The following is a 16141-nucleotide window of genomic DNA, read 5'->3' as shown; positions in this document are numbered from 1 at the left end:
GGTCTGTCATCAGTCGGGGACCAGCCCGAGCGCGTGGTCGTAGCGGCTGACCGTGCTGCTCTTGAGGCCCGGCCAGGTCTGGACGCGTTCCCAGTGCGCGGTATCGGGGCCGATGCCGTCGCCGGGGGCCGCGAGGGCTTCCAGGTGGGCCTGGGCGCTGGTCCACTCGGCGTAGTTGAGGACGCGGGTCCCGTCGGTGGAGAGGTGGAAGTGGGTGGCGATACCGCCGGGGTTCGGCGCGGGCTCGTTCTCCAGGGCCTCGAACACCGCGTCCACCCAGGCCCGTTGGCGGTCGGGGTCGGGTCCCTCGAACTCGACGTCGACAATCACGACGCACCCGGGGACGCGCCCGCCCCGGTCCGCCGGGCCGCCGCTGCGGTAGTGCCGGTAGCGGCTGAGACCGAACCGCTCGATGCCCGGCACGGCGGTGTCGATCTCGTCGACGCGCTCCTGGCGGCGGGTCCTGACGAAGGCCTCGTAGGCCTGTTCGCTCGTCCACTGCGAGTAGTGCAGCAGGGTGGAGGTGTCGTGCCCGGTGTAGAGGTGGTAGCCGAGGAGGCCGTCGGCGGGCCACGGCCGGCCCTCCCAGGCGACCGCGACCGCCTCGACGGTCTGCCGCTGGCGCGAGGGTGTGCCGACGCGCCAGGTGCTGAAGACGGGGGCGGCGACGCGCGGATCGGCGAGAGGTCGGGGTGCGAGTCGGTACGACGGGTCGTGCGGGCCTCCGCTGATCGGTACGGGTGGTGCGTCGACCACCCTTCAGCCTCGACCAACGTTGAGGTCGACACCCGGGTTACTACTGCTGCGCCGCGCCCCCTTCCAGCCGCGCCAGCCGGCTCTGGAACCAGTCGAGCCGCGCCTGCAACAGGGCCGCCTCCGCGACGAGTTCGGGCACACCGAGCCCCTCGGACAGTCCGGACCCGGCGCTCATCGCCGCCCCGCCGCTCGCCGCCACAACCACCCGCAGTCCGTCCCCGGCCAGCCGCGCGAACGCCGCGAGCGAGACGGACGTACGACCCCGCACGCACCCCGCGCACGCGGCGGCGAGGGCGCGCCAACCCGGCCTGCCCCAGCCCGCGTCGGCAAGCGCGACGGCCCCGGCGCCGCAGGCACAGGGGCCGACGGTGGCGGTGCGGACGCGCTGGCGGGCGTAGCGGAAGCCGCGTTCGAAGCGGATGTAGGAACCGAGGACGGTGATGTCGAGGAGGACCGCCTCGCGGTGCTCGGCGGTGCACAACAGGGCTTCCGCCGCCGTCCGTTCGTGCACACAGTGGAAGCCGCAGTCGCAGCGGCGCGCGGGTGCCCGGTGCCGCCGGCCGTAGACGCAGGACGCGTCGGCCACGACTCCGTACGGCAGCGCGCCGCCCAGCGACACACCGGTGAACCCGGCCCGGGCGCCGTCCTGGGACAGCACCGGGTGGGCGATCTTGAATCCGGTCGGCGGCTCCGTCGGACGTTCCTCGGGGAGCCGCAGCCTCATCGGGCGGCCGGAACCTCTTCGGGCGCCTTCTCCTCCGTGAACTCCACGATGTTCTCAGGAAGTTCGACTTCCTCATGACGGATCCGCGGCCGCTCTTCGGCGACTCCGGTGGCCAGTGCCTTGCCGAGCTTCATGACGCCTCCCGTGACCAGGGGGTGGGTGAACGTCCCACGCCGGTGACCTTCCTGGCCATGGTGAACCATGAAGGGGCCGATTGGACATAGGGCCTTGGGCCGAGCGGAGCGACGCGACGCGACCGGTGGCGCTCCGAATTCCGGTGGAATCTCCGCCGCGGGCCGGGCACAATCCCCGTGGATTCGGCGCGAGGGGGAGCTTGTTGAGCTTTTTGGACGTGTTCGCGTGTGCCGGGTGCGGTACGGAGCTCACGGCGCCCATGTCCCGGGTCGCCCTGCCCGTCCACGTCCACCACGGCGGGTGGGAGGAACTCCACCCTCCGCTGATGGAATCCTCGACATACGCCGTCGAGCCCCTGCCCAGCGGTCCGCCCTGGCGGCGCTGGGCGGAGGTCGGGGCGGACGCGGCTGCCCGGCAGGGCGTGTTCGCGCCGGTGTACTCCGTCTCCTTCGGCGCACGGAACCGGATCGTCATCGCACCCGGCGACTCCCGGTCCATGACCCTGATCCCCGAGAAGTGCGAAGGCTACTGCCAGGGTGTGGACGGCCGGGCGGGGCCCAACCTGGCGTGCGGGGGATGCGGGCGGGCCGTGGCCACCCGCATGGACGACTGCGGGATGTGGCAGACGGTGTGGCTCGAACCCGACGCGGTCACCCGCCGCTCCTCGGGACTCCCGGCCGGTCCGCCTCCCGACTGGGACGACCTGGCCCGCGCCGACCATCGCGTCCCGCCGGTCGAGGCCGACGGTTCGTGGAGCCGGCGGTGGGAGGCGGCGCTCGGGGTCGCCCTGGCCCATCTCGTGGCGGTCACCGGGGACCGCCCGGTGAGTCTCCCCGCAGGTCCCGTCGCGGAGTTGCTCGGCCATGCCGTCGGCCGGTATCTCCCCTCGGGTCCGGATGCCCGATCCAGGCGACTGGCCGGACCTGGGACCCGGTCCGTCGGACCGACCAACTCCGAGGCTTCGTCCGTCGGACCAGCCAGACCCGACGCCCCATCCCCCAGACTGGTCGAACCGGGGACCCGGCCCGCCGGACCGCCCCACCCCGAAGCTTCGTCCGTCGGACCAGCCAGACCCGACGCCCCATCCCCCAGACTGGTCGAACCGGGGACCCGATCCGCCGGACCGCCCCACCCCGAGGCTTCGTCCGTGGGACTCGCCGGATCCGATGCCCGGTCCGGGGATCTCGCCGGATCTGATGCCTGGTCCGAAGGACTGACCGGCCCCGGCCCCGGCTCCGGACCCTGGTCCGTAGGCCTCGCCGGTCCGGGGGTGCACCCGCCCCAACCCCGCCCCGACATCCTCCTTGTCCCCCGCCACCCCCTCACCGGGGAGCCCTGGCGTCCGCCGGGGGACGAGGGAGTCGTGGTGCCGTTGGACAGCGGGGTCTGGGCCTTTCTCGCCCGCCCCGGCGAGACCTCGCCGTTGCCCGCGACCGGGGGTCTCCCGGAGGGGGTCCTGCGCGACGACTACCCGCTGCTGCCTCGCCCCTGGTGCCCACTGAGACCCCACCACCGCGCCTTCGAGGACACGTTGGTCCGGCTGCCCGCGATCCGCGCACCCCGGCTGCACAGGTACCGTGCGGCATTCCACCGGGCCGTTTCGCCAACACCCCTGTGAGGGTGGGGCGTTGGGGCTACAGAGATGCCCTACACCGCCCCCAACGCCTTCGCCACCGCGCCCCTCGCCTCGTCCTCCGACGGTACGGATCGGCCCTGGTGTGCGGCGAGTTCGGCGAGGGAGGTCATCGGTGCGCCGGGCAGGCCGCAGGCTGTGAAGCGGGTGAATTCCGTGAGGTCGGGGGCGATGTTGAGGGCGAAGCCGTGGCTGGTGACGCCGCCTCTGATGCGCATGCCGATCGAGGCGAGTTTGGCGCCGTCCGGTGTCCATACGCCGACCAGGGACTGGGCGCCGGGCGGGGTGTCCCGTCGTAGCGTCTCGAAACCGAGGGTGGCGCAGGCGTCGATGAGGGCGTGCTCGACCTGGCGCACGATGTCGGCGGGGCCGCGCTCGCGCAGGTTCAGGACCAGGTAGCCGATCAGCTGGCCGGGGCCGTGGTAGGTGGCCTGGCCGCCGCGGTCGACCGGGATCAGAGGGATCGGTGAGTCGGAGGGAAGTTCGGCGGGCGGGGTGCGGGAGCCGTAGGTGATGACGGGCGGGTGGGTCAGCAGGGCGAGGCGGTCGGGGATCTCGCCGGCGCGGCGCTGGCCGACCCAGTCGGTCATCCGCTCGACTGCCTCCTCGTACGGCACTTCACCGAGGTCGAGTCGCTCGATGGCTCCCCCGCCGCCCCTGCTCACTTCACCCATAGCACAGCATCCCTTATCAATACCCTGTAGGAAATTTAAGTGGAGCTTCACTGTCGCTCTGCCGAGACTACTCCCATGACGAACGCCTCGACCGCCCATCCGTCCCCCTCCCCCTCCCCCTCCCTCTCCCCATCCCCGTCCCCTTTCGGTCGTGCCTTGTGCGCGATGATCACCCCCTTCACCGAGTCGGGGGCGCTGGACCTCGACGGGGCCCAACTCCTCGCCGTACGGCTGGTGTCGGAGGGGTGCGACGGGCTCGTGCTGTCGGGGACGACCGGTGAGTCGCCCACCACGTCGGACGCGGAGAAGGCGGCGCTCGTCACCGCCGTCCGCGAGGCCGTCGGTGACGGCGTCCCGCTCGTCTCGGGCGTGGGCACCTTCGACACCCGGCACACCGTCGAACTCGCCCTCCAGGCCGAAAAGGCGGGCGCGGACGGGGTGTTGGTGGTCTCGCCGTACTACAGCAGGCCCCCGCAGGACGCCCTGGAGGCACACTTCCACGAGGTCGCCGACGCCTCCGGGCTGCCTCTCGTGCTCTACGACATCCCGGGCCGCACCGGCACCCGGATCGAACCGGAGACCATGATCCGGCTCGCCGAGCACCCCCGGATCGTGGCGGTGAAGGACTGCTCCTACGACTTCCTCGGCACCCAAAAGGTGCTGGCCCGCACCGACTTGGCGTACTACGCGGGCTGCGACGAGCACATTCTGGCGTTGCACGCGGTGGGGGCCACGGGATATGTGAGCACGGTCGCGAACGTCGTGCCCGCTCAACTGCGCGCGATCCTCGACGCGTTCGAGGCGGGCGACACCCCCGTGTCCGCCCGCCTCCAGCAACGCGCCACGCCCCTCATCGAGTTGATGATGGCGGCGGGACTGCCCGGCACCGTCACCGTCAAGGCGCTGCTCAACTCCCTCGGCCTGCCCGGTGGTTCGGTCCGGGCGCCGCTGCGGCCCGCCGGCGGTGCGGCGACCCGTGAACTGCTAGCGGCGTACGAGGAGTTCACGGCCGCCTGACCGCCACAGCCCCCGAGGCGCTCAGCGCTGCGCGAACACCGGCTGCCAGCGTCCGGCGTCGGTGTCGGTGCCCTTGCGGAAGCCGCTCAGCGGTACCTCCTTGTCGCTGCCGACGGTGACCAGCACCAGTCGCTGGTGGAACTCGCTCTCCCCCGCGTCCTTCCCGATGTCCCAGGCGATGAGCGTCCTGTCGTCGGCCCAGGCAAGCAGCTCCTGCCCGTGGACCTCGCTCTTCGCTCCGGTGGTGGAGTCGGTGACGTAGGACGAGGTGTGCCAGGTCTCGCCCGCGAAGTCGCCGGCGACGAGCCTGCCGCTGGGGGACACCCCCGCCTGGGGGTACCAGGCGCGGTACTTGTCGGCGGCCGTCGGTGCCGGGACCTCGGCGCCCTTGAAGTCGTAGAACAGCTTGCCGATGTCGTCCGAGGGGACGCCGCCCCAGACATGTCCGCCGTCGCGGGTGAAGGCGAAGTCCTGACGGTTGTTGATCATGCCGTTCCGGCCGTCCGCCCGTGTGCCGTCACCGACGTCGACCGGGGCCCAGGGTCCCTTGCCGGAGGCCACGTCGAAGACGTAGAAACCGGAGCGGACGGACGGTCGTAGAGGCTCCCCGACATTGGAGTTCGGGTCCGCCGGGTGGAAATCCGCGTCGGGGTTGTAGGTGTAGGTCGTCGCGACCAGTTTCCGGCCGTCGGCCGAGAACGACAGGCCGCCGACCTTGTGATCGACCTGGATCCACCGCTTCACCTCGCCGGTGGCCAGGTCGAGCAGGCCGATCCGGGAGGCGGGCAGGGTACGTTCGAGGACGGCCGCGGTCCTCAGGCCCGGCGCGACGGCGACGAACGACCACCTGGGGGCCTTCACGTAGGTGCCGGTCTTCTGGTCGAGCAGCCAGTAAGTGCGCTCGGAGACGGATTCCGTGGCCGACTTCTTGACCGTGGTCGGGATGTAGTAGGCGGCAAGTGCCGCGCTCCCGGCGGCGATCAGCTCGTGCGGCGGCGACTGGCTCGGGTGGCCGCTCACCTTGTCCGGGTCCACCACGTTCGCCGGACGGACGTCGCTCTTCCCCGAGTCGAGCAGCGGCACGCCCACGGCGACGGCGGCCACCGCGACCGTGACGGCGACGACGGTCACCAGCCTTCGGGTACGGCGGCGCCGGCGGACGGCGAACACCCGGTCGGCGAACCCCGGTCCCACCGGGGGCTGTTCGGCGGCCTGTTCGCGCAACGCGTCGCGCAGGAGATCGTCGACGTTCACGGGCGCACCTCCACGGGCGAGTGGTCACGGGACGGCCGGAGTTCGGTGTCGGCCGGGCCCAGGGCGGCCAGTTCGGGCGCGAGGACGCGCAGCCGGGCGAGGGAACGGTGGGTGGTGGACCGTACGGTGCCGACCGAACAGCCGAGCAGCCGGGCCACTTCGGCCTCCGGCAGGTCCTCGAAGTAGCGGAGAACGAGGACGGTGCGCTGGCGGGCGGTGAGCCTGGAGAGTGCCTCGCGCATCACGACGCGCAGTTCGGCGGCGGACGAGGTGTCCGGGGTCGTACGGGTCTCCGGCGGTTCGGCGACGGTCAGTTCGCGTCTACGCCACTTCAGCCGCCAGCGGCCGATCTGCTGGCGGTAGAGGATCTGCCGTACATACGCCTCGGGTTCGTCGATCCGCTCCCAGCGTCCGGCCGCCTTGGCCAGGGCGTTCTGCAGCAGATCCTCACCGGCGTGCCGGTCTCCCCCGCTGAGCAGCACGGCGGTCCTCAGCAGCGCCGACGACCTGTTGTCCACGAAGTCCCGGAAACCGTCCAGCTCTTCGGCATCCATCGTCACCTTCACTCACTTCCCCGACGGCACCCGATGCCCCGCCCCTGTGCTCCCTGGGACGCTCACGGACAGCACCCGCTATGCCTGCCGCCCCGAGAAAAATTCCGCCCGCCCCGCCCAACCACCGCCCTACGGTGGCCACATGAGCCACCGCCCCCTGCTGTTCCTCGACGTCGACGGCCCCCTCAACCCGTACGCCGCGCAGAAGGAGCGCCGTCCCGAGGGCTATACGACGATCAGGGCCGCCGTGCGCCCGGGCCGCCCCCTCCGGGTCTGGCTGAACCCCGCGCACGGCCCGGCACTTCTCGCTCTCGGCTACGACCTGTGCTGGGCGACCACGTGGATGGCCGCCGCGAACCGCTGGATCGCCCCGGTCGTCGGCCTGCCCGACCTGCCCTACGTCGACTTCGGCGACGCCCTGTTCGCCGAGCGGCCCGACGGGGTCCACTGGAAGACGGAGTCGATCGTGGCGTACGCCGAGGGCCGCCCGTTCGCCTGGGTGGACGACGAACAGAGCACGCTGGACGGCGACTTCGTGACGGACCACCACAGCGGCCCGGCGCTGCTGCACCACGTGAACCCCCGACTCGGGCTGCGGGAGGGGGACTTCGCGACGCTCGCGGGGTTCGCGGGGTTCGCGGCGGCCCGGCGGACATGAACCCCGATATATGTTGAGCGCCCTCCCGGTGGCCGGAAGGGCGCTCAACTCACATCACGGCACCGCTAGTTGTGGCTGTGCAGGATCTCGTTCAGGCCGCCCCAGACCGCGTTGTTCGGGCGGGCCTCGACCGTGCCGGTGACCGAGTTGCGGCGGAAGAGGATGTTGGAGGCGCCGGAGAGTTCGCGGGCCTTGACGATCTGGCCGTCGGGCATCGTGACGCGGGTGCCGGCGGTGACGTACAGCCCGGCCTCGACCACGCACTCGTCGCCGAGCGCGATACCGACGCCCGCCTCCGCGCCGACGAGGCAGCGCTCGCCGATGGTGATGCGGACGTTGCCGCCGCCGGACAGCGTGCCCATGGTGGACGCGCCGCCGCCGATGTCCGAGCCGTCGCCGACCACGACACCGGCGGAGATCCGGCCCTCGACCATCGACGTGCCGAGCGTGCCGGCGTTGAAGTTCACGAAGCCCTCGTGCATGACCGTCGTGCCCTCGGCGAGGTGCGCGCCCAGGCGGACCCGGTCAGCGTCGGCGATCCGGACGCCCTTCGGGGCCACGTAGTCCGTCATGCGCGGGAACTTGTCGATCGACGTCACCTGGAGGTGCAGGCCCTCGGCGCGGGCGTTCAGCCGGACCTTCTCCACGTCGTCGACCGCGACCGGGCCGAGCGAGGTCCAGGCGACGTTGGCGAGGAAGCCGAACATGCCGTCCAGGCTCTGGCCGTGCGGCTTGACCAGGCGGTGCGAGAGGAGGTGCAGGCGCAGGTAGACGTCGTGCGCGTCGAGCGGCTTGTCGTCGAGGGAGGCGATGACCGTGCGGACCGCGATCACTTCGACGCCGCGGCGGGCGTCGGGACCGATCGCCTTCGCCGCGCCCTCGCCGAGCAGTTCCACGGCACGCTCGGCGGACAGTCGCTCGGTACCGGCGGGGCCGGGTTCGGCGGACAACTCGGGCGCGGGGAACCAGGTGTCGAGGACGGTCCCGTCGGCGGTGACGGTGGCGAGGCCGGCGGCAACGGCGCCGGTGGTGCGAGGTGCGGTCGTGTCGGTCATGAGGGAAACCTAACCTGGAGGGGGCGGCGGGGACCAACTCGTCCACGGGGCGTCTCAGAGAACGACACACGCGGGCCCGCGGCAGACCCGCGCCACGGTCAAGGGGAACGGCTGACGGGACGTGCGCAGGACGCCGCGAGTCGGCCCAGGGCGCGGACAAAGCGCGTAGCGAGGAGCGAGGAGCGAGTTACGAGGGGCGCGGACCGCGATAGGCCGCGGCAACAGGTCACGGGCCACCCGCACGCCTCAAGCCGTCGGCCGCGAGTCGCCATGCGGCGGTCACAATTCGCCACGGCCCAGGTCTCAGCGCGACGGCCACGGGTCACCGCGTGACGGTCACCAGCCGCCGCAGCCCAGGTCCCAGCGCGACAGCCGCGAGTCACCGCGCGGCGGTCACCAGCCGCCACGGCCAGATCTCAGACCGACGGCCACAGGTCACCACACAGCGGCCACCAGCCGCCACACCCAGGCCCCAGACCGACAACCACAAGCCGCCGCGCGACGGCCACCGACCCCCAGGGCCCAGTCCCCGGACCGACAGGCCCAGTTCACCAGCCGCCACGGCCCAGGCCGGGGACCAACAGCCACAGGCCGCCACGACCCAGGCCCCAGACCGACAGGCGCAGGTCACCGGCCGCCACGGCCCAGGCCGGAGACCAACAGCCACAGGCCGCCACGACATAGGCCCCAGACCGACAGGCGCAGGTCACCGGCCGCCACGGCCCAGGCCCCAGACCGACAACCACAGGCCGTCACACGGCCGTCGCCAGCCACCACGCGCCCGTCTCCCCTCCCGCCCCGCGCCTCCCCTCAGGGAATCACCCGTCCCAGTACCTCCCGCGCGAACCCCTCGTCGTACGCCGCGTCCGTCAGCAGTACCTGGAGACAGATGCCGTCCATCAGCGCGACCAGTGCCCTCGCGGTCACCGGGTCCGTCCGGCGGGACAGTTGGTCGGCGAGGTCGCGGGCCCACTCGTCGGCGACGGGGCGCAGGGCGGGGCGGCGCAGGGCGGCGAGGTACAGCTCGTACTCCAGCTCGACGCCCGTGCGGTCGCCCGCGAGCCACTCGCCCATCCAGCCGGCCAGTTCTCCGGCCAGGTCGGTGCGCGGGTCCTCCAGGCCGCCGCGCGCGGCGATCACCTTGGCGAAGCCCTCGTTGGCCTGGCGCAGGGCGGCGACCATCAGTTCGTCGAGGGTCGTGAAGTGGTACGTCGTCGAACCGAGCGGGACATCGGCCTCGGCGGCGACCGAGCGGTGGCTCAGTCCCGCGATGCCCTTCTGCCCTACGACCCGGATCGCCGCGTCGATGATCCGCTGGCGCCGCTCGGGGTCGTGACGCCGGGCCATCAGTGCGCGCCGCCCAGGTTGAGGACGACCACCCCGATGATGATCAGCGCGATGCCGGCGGCCTTCGCGAAGGTCATCCCCTCGCCCAGGAACACCGTCCCGATGCCCACGATGGCGGCGGTGCCGAGGCCGGCCCAGATCGCGTAGGCCGTGCCGACCGACATGGACTTCAGGGTCTGTGCGAGCAGGGCGAAGGAGAGCACGTATCCGACAACCGTGAGGACCGACGGCCACAGCCGGCTGAAGCCGTGGCTGAACTTCATGGCGGTGGTGCCGCCCACCTCCGCGGCGATCGCCGTGAGGAGCATCAGGAATCCCATGTGTACGAGTGTACATAACGGCGGACGGAGCAGCCCGCCCATGACGGCGGCATAACTTCGGTCGAGGCGCGGAGCTCGCCCAAGTGGCCCTGTTCCGCGCGGAGTTGATAGCGGAGTTCACAGCGGAGTTGATAAAAGTGCACGAGGAATGAGAGGTGACGTCCCATACGTCGCACGCCGACCTCGGAACTCGTAGAAACCGCTCACTGAAACGGCTGCTCACAGCCCTCTCGCTCCACTACTGTTTCACCGTTCACTCACCTGGTTTTCACGGCCACGGCCGTCGCCATGGGCTCCGCTGGAGGAACAGCGCATGCCAGACAACACATCCCAGCACCCTCCCCCGCACCACACCTCCTGGGAGAACGGCTGGACCCCCGACAGCTCCCGGGCCCCCGGAACCCGCCGGCTCTGGCTGGCCGGGGCACTCGCCCTCACCACGATCGCCGTGTGCGCCACGGCGGTCGTCATCATGGACAAGCAACCTGACGACACGCCACGCACCAAGGCGGCGACGGACCCGTCGTCGATCGGAGCGGACGGTCCCGGGCTGCTCTCGTTCGCCTCGCCGTCGAAGACGGACACGCCCACACCCGACGCGCACTCACCGGCCGCCACGAAGTCGCCCTCCGCGTCGGCCACCGCCGCCGAGCAGAGCTCCGCACCCTCCGCGAAGGCGCCCGCACCGTCCAAGTCGGCGTCGTCGCACGGCGGTTCGTCCTCGTCGGGCTCGGGAGGATCGTCCGGCTCGTCCGGGTCCGGCGGCTCGTCGAGTACCTCGTCCACCTGGAAGTCGGTCCGCTCGGTGAACTACCCGGACCGGTACTGGCAGGTGAGCGGCGACTACGTGAAGCTCAACCCGGCCGGCTCCACCGCGGCCCGCCGCGCCTCGACCTTCAAAGTGGTCAAGGGCCTTGCCAACAGCTCCTGTTACTCGTTCACGACGACCGACGGCAGCTATCTCCGCCACCGCAACTTCATCCTGCGCGCGGAACGCAACGACGGCTCGGCCCTCTTCAAGCAGGACGCCACCTTCTGCCCCCGCACCTCGTCCTACTCGGGCGCCGTGATGCTGGAGTCGGTCAACTACCCGGGCCGCTATCTGCGTCACCAGAACTTCCAGCTCAAGCTGGACCAGTACCAGAACAGCAGCCTGTTCCGGGCGGACTCGGCGTTCCGGCTGGTGGCCGGGCTCAGCTAGCCGCGGCTCGACGAAAGGCGATCAGCGAGGCCTTGGGCCGCAGTACGCAGAACTCGTTGCCCTCCGGGTCGGCGAGGACCACCCAGCCCACGGTCTCGCTCTGCCCGATGTCGACCCGCCGCGCACCGAGCGCGAGGATCCGCTCCACCTCGGCGTCCTGGTCGTCGGGAGCGAGGTCGAAGTGGAGTCGGTTCTTCACGGTCTTCGGCCCGCTCACCGGCATGAAGCAGATGCCGGTCTCCGCGAACTCCCCCGGCCCGATGACGACTTCGCGTTCCTTCTCGGACAGGATCCGCCAGTCCAGCACCCCGCACCAGAAGCGGGCGAGCCCCGGCAGATCGTGCGTGTCGATGACTACGTGATGCAGCGAAACGGCCATACCCGAAAGGTATGGCCGTTTCCGGTGGTCCCAAAAGAACCCGAGGGCTCAGACGTTGAAGCCCAGCGCGCGTAGCTGCTCGCGTCCGTCGTCCGTGATCTTGTCCGGGCCCCACGGCGGCATCCAGACCCAGTTGATACGGAGCTCGTTGACGAGGCCGTCCGTGGCGGACTTGGCCTGGTCCTCGATGACGTCCGTCAGCGGGCAGGCCGCCGAGGTGAGCGTCATGTCGATGGTCGCGATGTTCGCGTCGTCGATGTGCACGCCGTAGATGAGGCCGAGGTTGACGACGTCGATGCCCAGTTCGGGGTCGACCACGTCGAGCAGGGCCTCGCGGACCTCCTCCTCGGAGGCGGGCTTGATCTCGATGGTCTCGCTCATGCCGTCTTCCTTTCGGCTTCGGCTCCGCCCAGGGCCTGGGCCGTCGCGTCCTTCCACGCCATCCAGCTGAGGAGGGCGCACTTCACCCGTGCCGGGTACTTGGAGACACCGGCGAACGCGACCGCGTCCTCCAGCACCTCCTCCATGTCGTCGTCGGGCTCGATGCGGCCCTTGGACTGCATCAGCTCCAGGAAGGTCTCCTGGATCTTCCGCGCCTCGGACAGCTCCTTGCCGACGAGGAGGTCGTTCAGTACGGAGGCCGAGGCCTGGCTGATGGAGCAGCCCTGGCCCTCGTAGGAGATGTCGGTGATCTGCTCGCCGTCGTACTTCACGCGCAGCGTGATCTCGTCGCCGCACGTCGGGTTGACGTGGTGCACCTCGGCGTCGCCATCCCGCAAGCCCCGCCCGTGCGGGTGCTTGTAGTGGTCCAGGATGACTTCCTGGTACATCGAATCAAGCTTCACGGTCTCAGCTCACGTCCCTTAACCGAAGAAGTTCCGTACGTGCTCCAAGCCGTCGACCAGTGCGTCGATCTCGGCCGGCGTGGAGTACAGATAGAACGACGCTCGCGTGGTCGCAGGAATTCCGTAGCGCAGGCAGACGGGGCGTGCGCAGTGGTGTCCGACCCGGACCGCGATGCCCTCCTCGTCGAGGACCTGGCCCACGTCGTGCGGGTGGATGTCGCCGAGCGTGAAGGAGATCGCCGCGCCCCGGTCCTCGGCCGTGGTGGGGCCGATGATCTTCAGGTCGGGGACGTCCAGCAGGCGCTTCACCGCGTACTCGGTCAGCGCGTGCTCATGGGCGAGGATCTTGTCCATGCCGATCGCCGACAGGTAGTCGATCGCCGCGCCGAGACCGACCGCCTGGGCGATCGGCGGGGTGCCCGCCTCGAACTTGTGCGGGGCGGGGGCGTACGTCGACGAGTGCATCGACACGGTCTCGATCATCTCGCCGCCGCCGAGGAACGGGGGCAGGTCCTCCAGCAGCTCCTGGCGGCCCCAGAGGACGCCGATGCCGGTCGGGCCGCACATCTTGTGGCCGGTGAAGGCCACGAAGTCCGCCTGGAGCGCCTGGACGTCCAGCGGCATGTGCGGCGCGGCCTGCGAGGCGTCGATCAGGACCAGGGCCCCGACCTCCTGCGCGCGGCGCACGATCTTCTCGACCGGGTTGACCGTGCCGAGGATGTTGGAGACCAGCACGAAGGAGACGATCTTCGTCTTCTCGGTGATGACCTCGTCTATGTTCGACAGGTCCAGCCGGCCGTCGTCCGTGAGGCCGAACCACTTCAGCTTCGCGCCCGTGCGCTGCGAGAGCAGCTGCCACGGCACGATGTTGGAGTGGTGCTCCATCTCCGTGATGACGATCTCGGTCTCGTGGTCCACGCGGTAGGGCTCGTCGGCCCAGCCCAGCATGTTCGCCACGAGGTTGAGCGACTCGGAGGCGTTCTTGGTGAAGATCACCTCGTCGCGGGAGGGCGCGTTGATGAACGCGGCGACCTTGTCCCGCGCGCCCTCGTACAGCGCCGTGGCCTCCTCGGCGAGCACATGCACACCGCGGTGGACGTTGGCGTTGTAGCGCTCGTAGTACTCGTTCAGGGCGTCGAGGACCTGGCGCGGCTTCTGCGAGGTCGCCGCGTTGTCCAGGTACACGAGCTTCCGGCCGTCGTGGACCGTGCGGTCCAGGATGGGGAAGTCCTTGCGGATCGCCTCTGTGTCGAGGAGGCCCGGCAGTTGCGTCACGCGGATACGCCACCCTTCGCGGTGTAGGCCTCGTAGCCCTCGTTCTCCAGCTTGTCGGCCAGTTCGGCGCCGCCGGACTCGACGATCCTGCCGCCGGAGAAGACGTGCACGAAGTCGGGCTTGATGTAGCGCAGGATGCGCGTGTAGTGCGTGATCAGCAGGGTGCCGACCTCGCCGGTCTCACGGACGCGGTTGACGCCCTCGGAGACGACGCGCAGGGCGTCGACGTCCAGGCCGGAGTCCGTCTCGTCGAGGATCGCGATCTTCGGCTTGAGCAGCTCCAGCTGAAGGATCTCGTGACGCTTCTTCTCACCGCCGGAGAAGCCCTCGTTGACGTTGCGCTCGGCGAAGGAGGGGTCCATGGAGAGGCGCTCCATGGTCTCCCGGACCTCCTTCACCCAGGTACGCAGCTTGGGGGCCTCACCGCGGACGGCGGTGGCGGACGTACGGAGGAAGTTGGAGACCGACACACCGGGGACCTCGACCGGGTACTGCATCGCGAGGAACAGGCCGGCGCGGGCGCGCTCGTCGACGGACATCTCCAGGACGTCCTCGCCGTCGAGGGTGACGGTGCCGCCGGTGATCGTGTACTTCGGGTGGCCCGCGAGCGAGTAGGCGAGGGTCGACTTGCCGGAGCCGTTCGGGCCCATGATGGCGTGGGTCTCGCCCTGCTTCACGGTGAGGTCGACGCCCTTGAGGATCTCCTTCGTGGCGTTGTCGGCCTCGACGGTGACGTGCAGGTCGTGGATTTCAAGCGTTGCCATGGGTTCCTCAGGACTCCTGGGTGAGGGAGACGAGCACGTCGTCCCCTTCGATCTTTACGGGGTATACGGGTACGGGGCGGGTGGCGGGCAGGCCGGACGGCTTGCCGGTGCGCAGGTCGAACGCGGAGCCGTGCAGCCAGCACTCGATCTGGCAGTCCTCGACCTCGCCCTCGGAGAGCGAGACGTTCGCGTGCGAGCAGATGTCGTTGATCGCGAACACCTCCCCCTCGGTCTTCACGACCGAGACCGGCGTGCCGTCGAGTTCCACCCGCTTCGGGGTGTCCTCCTCCAGCTCGCTCAGCGCGCAGGCCCGAAGAAATTGAGAGGCGTGGAAGGCCGACATCAGACCGACGCCTCCAGCTCCGCGTCGATCTTCTCCAGCAGCCGCTCCTCGATGTCGGCGACACCGATCTGCTGGACCAGTTCGGCGAAGAAGCCGCGGACCACCAGGCGTCGGGCGTCGTCGGCGGGGATGCCGCGGGCCATCAGGTAGAAGAGCTGCTCGTCGTCGAAGCGGCCGGTCGCGGAGGCGTGTCCGGCGCCGACGATCTCGCCGGTCTCGATCTCCAGGTTCGGCACGGAGTCGACCCGGGCACCGTCGGTCAGCACGAGGTTGCGGTTCATCTCGTACGTGTCCGTGCCCTCGGCCTTGGCCTCGATGAGCACGTCGCCGATCCACACCGCGTGGGCGCCCTCGCCCTGCAGCGCGCCCTTGTACATGACGTTCGACTTGCAGTGCGGGGTGTTGTGGTCGACCAGGAGGCGGTGCTCCTGGTGCTGGCCGGCGTCCGTGAAGTACAGGCCGAACAGCTCGGCCTCGCCGCCGGGTCCGGCGTAGGCCACGCGCGGGTGCAGTCGTACGACATCGCCGCCGAAGGTGACGACGAACGACTTGAACGTGGCGTCCCGGCCGATCAGGGCGTTGTGCTGGCCGACGTGCACGGCCTTGTCGTCCCAGTCCTGGACGGAGACGACGGTCAGCCTGGCGCCGTCGCCGATGACGTAGTCGACGTTGGCGGCGAGGACCGCGTCACCGGTGTGGTCGATGACGACGACGGCCTCGGCGAAGGTTCCCAGCTCGATCACCTGGTGGCCATAGGCGACCCCGCCCTCGCCGTGCACGGCGATCCGGATCGGCTCGGTGAGGACCGTCTCCTTGGGGACGGTGATCACGCCGGCCTTCTCGAACGCCGAGTACGCCTGGGCGGCGACGCGGTCCACGGGGGTGCCCGCCCTGCCGAGGCGCGCGTCCTCGCGGCCCACGGTCTCGACGGTGACGCCCTCGGGGGCCTGGACGTCGACCTTGACGCCCTCGCCGGTGGCGACCGCGGTGCCGTCGTGCAGCCCGCGCAGGCGCTCCAGCGGGGTGAACCGCCACTCCTCCTCGCGGCCGTGGGGGACCGGGAAGTCCGCCACGTCGAAGGAAGGGGGCGCGCTCATGCGCGTGGCGACGGTCGACTCGGCGGCCACCGCGATCGATCCGGCGGTGGTGGAGGACCCCACCCTGGAGTTCTGAGCCTCAGCCATGGCTGTCGTAGTGCTCGCTTTCT

19 protein-coding genes and 1 pseudogene are annotated in these 16141 nt (G+C 70.4%); 4 read left to right on the top strand and 16 right to left on the bottom strand.

The features are described from left to right. Positions 1-9: 9 nt before the first annotated feature. The 3 genes and pseudogenes from ACQHII_RS36160 to ACQHII_RS36150 all read right to left on the bottom strand — a co-directional run bounded on the left by ACQHII_RS36160 (position 10) and on the right by ACQHII_RS36150 (position 1614). Positions 10-773 (bottom strand): annotated as a pseudogene (locus ACQHII_RS36160) (antibiotic biosynthesis monooxygenase). A 23-nt stretch (positions 774-796) separates the two neighbouring features. After that, on the bottom strand, positions 797-1480 hold the full coding sequence (locus tag ACQHII_RS36155; RefSeq protein ID WP_427923207.1) for a hypothetical protein: 684 nt from the start codon (positions 1478-1480) through the stop codon (positions 797-799). Continuing rightward, positions 1477-1614: a hypothetical protein gene (locus ACQHII_RS36150; RefSeq protein ID WP_427923206.1), complete on the bottom strand. Its 138-nt coding sequence runs from the start codon at positions 1612-1614 to the stop codon at positions 1477-1479. The genes ACQHII_RS36155 and ACQHII_RS36150 overlap by 4 nt, the downstream gene beginning before the upstream one ends. A gap of 326 nt (positions 1615-1940) precedes the next feature. On the opposite strand from ACQHII_RS36150, the gene ACQHII_RS36145 reads away from it, so the two are divergent. After that, the gene (locus ACQHII_RS36145; protein WP_427923205.1) at positions 1941-3233 is read left to right on the top strand and encodes a hypothetical protein; all 1293 of its coding nucleotides are present in this window, start codon (positions 1941-1943) and stop codon (positions 3231-3233) included. A 29-nt stretch (positions 3234-3262) separates the two neighbouring features. Here ACQHII_RS36145 and lipB read toward each other — a convergent pair whose 3' ends face one another. After that, entirely contained in the window at positions 3263-3922 is a 660-nt protein-coding gene (gene lipB, locus ACQHII_RS36140; RefSeq protein WP_427923204.1) for a lipoyl(octanoyl) transferase LipB, read from the bottom strand. A 39-nt stretch (positions 3923-3961) separates the two neighbouring features. Between lipB and dapA the strand changes: the two genes are divergently transcribed. Continuing rightward, on the top strand, positions 3962-4939 hold the full coding sequence (dapA, locus tag ACQHII_RS36135; protein WP_427923203.1) for a 4-hydroxy-tetrahydrodipicolinate synthase: 978 nt from the start codon (positions 3962-3964) through the stop codon (positions 4937-4939). Positions 4940-4960: 21 nt separating this feature from the next. Here the strand turns inward: dapA and ACQHII_RS36130 are convergent, their stop codons facing one another. Both ACQHII_RS36130 and ACQHII_RS36125 read right to left on the bottom strand, forming a co-directional pair. Beyond that, positions 4961-6193, bottom strand: a complete 1233-nt coding sequence (locus ACQHII_RS36130; RefSeq protein WP_427923202.1) for a WD40 repeat domain-containing protein — start codon at positions 6191-6193, stop codon at positions 4961-4963. Next, positions 6190-6747, bottom strand: coding sequence for a SigE family RNA polymerase sigma factor (locus tag ACQHII_RS36125; RefSeq protein WP_427923201.1), 558 nt, complete (start codon positions 6745-6747; stop codon positions 6190-6192). Before ACQHII_RS36125 ends, ACQHII_RS36130 begins: the two co-directional genes overlap by 4 nt. A 142-nt stretch (positions 6748-6889) precedes the next feature. Here ACQHII_RS36125 and ACQHII_RS36120 point away from each other — a divergent pair, with 142 nt between their 5' ends. Next, on the top strand, positions 6890-7405 hold the full coding sequence (locus ACQHII_RS36120; protein WP_427923200.1) for a hypothetical protein: 516 nt from the start codon (positions 6890-6892) through the stop codon (positions 7403-7405). A gap of 65 nt (positions 7406-7470) precedes the next feature. Here the strand turns inward: ACQHII_RS36120 and dapD are convergent, their stop codons facing one another. From dapD to ACQHII_RS36105, 3 genes are all read right to left on the bottom strand, one after another. Next, complete coding sequence (dapD, locus tag ACQHII_RS36115; protein WP_019067535.1) at positions 7471-8460, bottom strand: 2,3,4,5-tetrahydropyridine-2,6-dicarboxylate N-succinyltransferase; 990 nt, start codon at positions 8458-8460, stop codon at positions 7471-7473. Positions 8461-9270: 810 nt separating this feature from the next. Further along, positions 9271-9807 (bottom strand): TetR/AcrR family transcriptional regulator, encoded by a 537-nt coding sequence (locus ACQHII_RS36110; RefSeq protein ID WP_427923199.1) that lies wholly within the window; start codon positions 9805-9807, stop codon positions 9271-9273. Continuing rightward, positions 9807-10127 carry a DMT family transporter gene (locus ACQHII_RS36105; protein ID WP_262062023.1) on the bottom strand — a complete coding sequence of 107 codons (321 nt, stop codon included), beginning with the start codon at positions 10125-10127 and terminating at the stop codon, positions 9807-9809. The genes ACQHII_RS36110 and ACQHII_RS36105 overlap by 1 nt, the downstream gene beginning before the upstream one ends. A 313-nt stretch (positions 10128-10440) precedes the next feature. Between ACQHII_RS36105 and ACQHII_RS36100 the strand changes: the two genes are divergently transcribed. Then, complete coding sequence (locus ACQHII_RS36100) at positions 10441-11328, top strand: AbfB domain-containing protein (protein WP_427923198.1); 888 nt, start codon at positions 10441-10443, stop codon at positions 11326-11328. Here the strand turns inward: ACQHII_RS36100 and ACQHII_RS36095 are convergent. Genes ACQHII_RS36095 through sufD form a run of 7 tightly spaced genes read right to left on the bottom strand, consistent with a single transcriptional unit; the run spans position 11321 to position 16118 of the window. Continuing rightward, positions 11321-11707: a VOC family protein gene (locus ACQHII_RS36095; protein WP_427923197.1), complete on the bottom strand. Its 387-nt coding sequence runs from the start codon at positions 11705-11707 to the stop codon at positions 11321-11323. The genes ACQHII_RS36100 and ACQHII_RS36095 overlap by 8 nt on opposite strands. A gap of 48 nt (positions 11708-11755) precedes the next feature. Further along, complete coding sequence (locus ACQHII_RS36090; RefSeq protein WP_019067540.1) at positions 11756-12088, bottom strand: metal-sulfur cluster assembly factor; 333 nt, start codon at positions 12086-12088, stop codon at positions 11756-11758. Beyond that, positions 12085-12552, bottom strand: a complete 468-nt coding sequence (sufU, locus tag ACQHII_RS36085) for a Fe-S cluster assembly sulfur transfer protein SufU (RefSeq protein ID WP_026178365.1) — start codon at positions 12550-12552, stop codon at positions 12085-12087. The genes ACQHII_RS36090 and sufU overlap by 4 nt, the downstream gene beginning before the upstream one ends. An 18-nt stretch (positions 12553-12570) precedes the next feature. Further along, on the bottom strand, positions 12571-13827 hold the full coding sequence (locus ACQHII_RS36080) for a cysteine desulfurase (protein WP_427923196.1): 1257 nt from the start codon (positions 13825-13827) through the stop codon (positions 12571-12573). Next, the gene (gene sufC / locus ACQHII_RS36075) at positions 13824-14591 is read right to left on the bottom strand and encodes a Fe-S cluster assembly ATPase SufC (protein ID WP_427923195.1); all 768 of its coding nucleotides are present in this window, start codon (positions 14589-14591) and stop codon (positions 13824-13826) included. Before sufC ends, ACQHII_RS36080 begins: the two co-directional genes overlap by 4 nt. A gap of 7 nt (positions 14592-14598) precedes the next feature. Next, complete coding sequence (locus ACQHII_RS36070; protein ID WP_427923194.1) at positions 14599-14934, bottom strand: bifunctional 3-phenylpropionate/cinnamic acid dioxygenase ferredoxin subunit; 336 nt, start codon at positions 14932-14934, stop codon at positions 14599-14601. After that, on the bottom strand, positions 14934-16118 hold the full coding sequence (gene sufD / locus ACQHII_RS36065; RefSeq protein WP_427923193.1) for a Fe-S cluster assembly protein SufD: 1185 nt from the start codon (positions 16116-16118) through the stop codon (positions 14934-14936). Before sufD ends, ACQHII_RS36070 begins: the two co-directional genes overlap by 1 nt. Positions 16119-16141: the final 23 nt, after the last annotated feature.

The sequence above is a fragment of the Streptomyces sp. cg40 genome, from assembly GCF_050320165.1.
In the GTDB taxonomy this organism is placed as follows: domain Bacteria; phylum Actinomycetota; class Actinomycetes; order Streptomycetales; family Streptomycetaceae; genus Streptomyces; species Streptomyces hokutonensis.
The sequence above is the reverse complement of the archived record's forward strand: the minus strand, read 5'-3'. Positions and strand labels throughout refer to the sequence as shown.

What these genes read in the sequence shown, in the direction of transcription:
- ACQHII_RS36110 (WP_427923199.1), bottom strand. Translation starts at nt 9,807, where the DNA reads ATGGCCCGGCGTCACGACCCCGAGCGGCGCCAGCGGATCATCGACGCG.
- ACQHII_RS36090 (WP_019067540.1), bottom strand. Translation starts at nt 12,088, where the DNA reads ATGAGCGAGACCATCGAGATCAAGCCCGCCTCCGAGGAGGAGGTCCGC.
- ACQHII_RS36105 (WP_262062023.1), bottom strand. Translation starts at nt 10,127, where the DNA reads ATGGGATTCCTGATGCTCCTCACGGCGATCGCCGCGGAGGTGGGCGGC.
- dapD (WP_019067535.1), bottom strand. Translation starts at nt 8,460, where the DNA reads ATGACCGACACGACCGCACCTCGCACCACCGGCGCCGTTGCCGCCGGC.
- ACQHII_RS36155 (WP_427923207.1), bottom strand. Translation starts at nt 1,480, where the DNA reads ATGAGGCTGCGGCTCCCCGAGGAACGTCCGACGGAGCCGCCGACCGGA.
- lipB (WP_427923204.1), bottom strand. Translation starts at nt 3,922, where the DNA reads ATGGGTGAAGTGAGCAGGGGCGGCGGGGGAGCCATCGAGCGACTCGAC.
- sufC (WP_427923195.1), bottom strand. Translation starts at nt 14,591, where the DNA reads ATGGCAACGCTTGAAATCCACGACCTGCACGTCACCGTCGAGGCCGAC.
- sufD (WP_427923193.1), bottom strand. Translation starts at nt 16,118, where the DNA reads ATGGCTGAGGCTCAGAACTCCAGGGTGGGGTCCTCCACCACCGCCGGA.
- ACQHII_RS36125 (WP_427923201.1), bottom strand. Translation starts at nt 6,747, where the DNA reads ATGGATGCCGAAGAGCTGGACGGTTTCCGGGACTTCGTGGACAACAGG.
- ACQHII_RS36145 (WP_427923205.1), top strand. Translation starts at nt 1,941, where the DNA reads ATGGAATCCTCGACATACGCCGTCGAGCCCCTGCCCAGCGGTCCGCCC.
- ACQHII_RS36095 (WP_427923197.1), bottom strand. Translation starts at nt 11,707, where the DNA reads ATGGCCGTTTCGCTGCATCACGTAGTCATCGACACGCACGATCTGCCG.
- ACQHII_RS36120 (WP_427923200.1), top strand. Translation starts at nt 6,890, where the DNA reads ATGAGCCACCGCCCCCTGCTGTTCCTCGACGTCGACGGCCCCCTCAAC.
- ACQHII_RS36100 (WP_427923198.1), top strand. Translation starts at nt 10,441, where the DNA reads ATGCCAGACAACACATCCCAGCACCCTCCCCCGCACCACACCTCCTGG.
- ACQHII_RS36150 (WP_427923206.1), bottom strand. Translation starts at nt 1,614, where the DNA reads ATGAAGCTCGGCAAGGCACTGGCCACCGGAGTCGCCGAAGAGCGGCCG.
- ACQHII_RS36070 (WP_427923194.1), bottom strand. Translation starts at nt 14,934, where the DNA reads ATGTCGGCCTTCCACGCCTCTCAATTTCTTCGGGCCTGCGCGCTGAGC.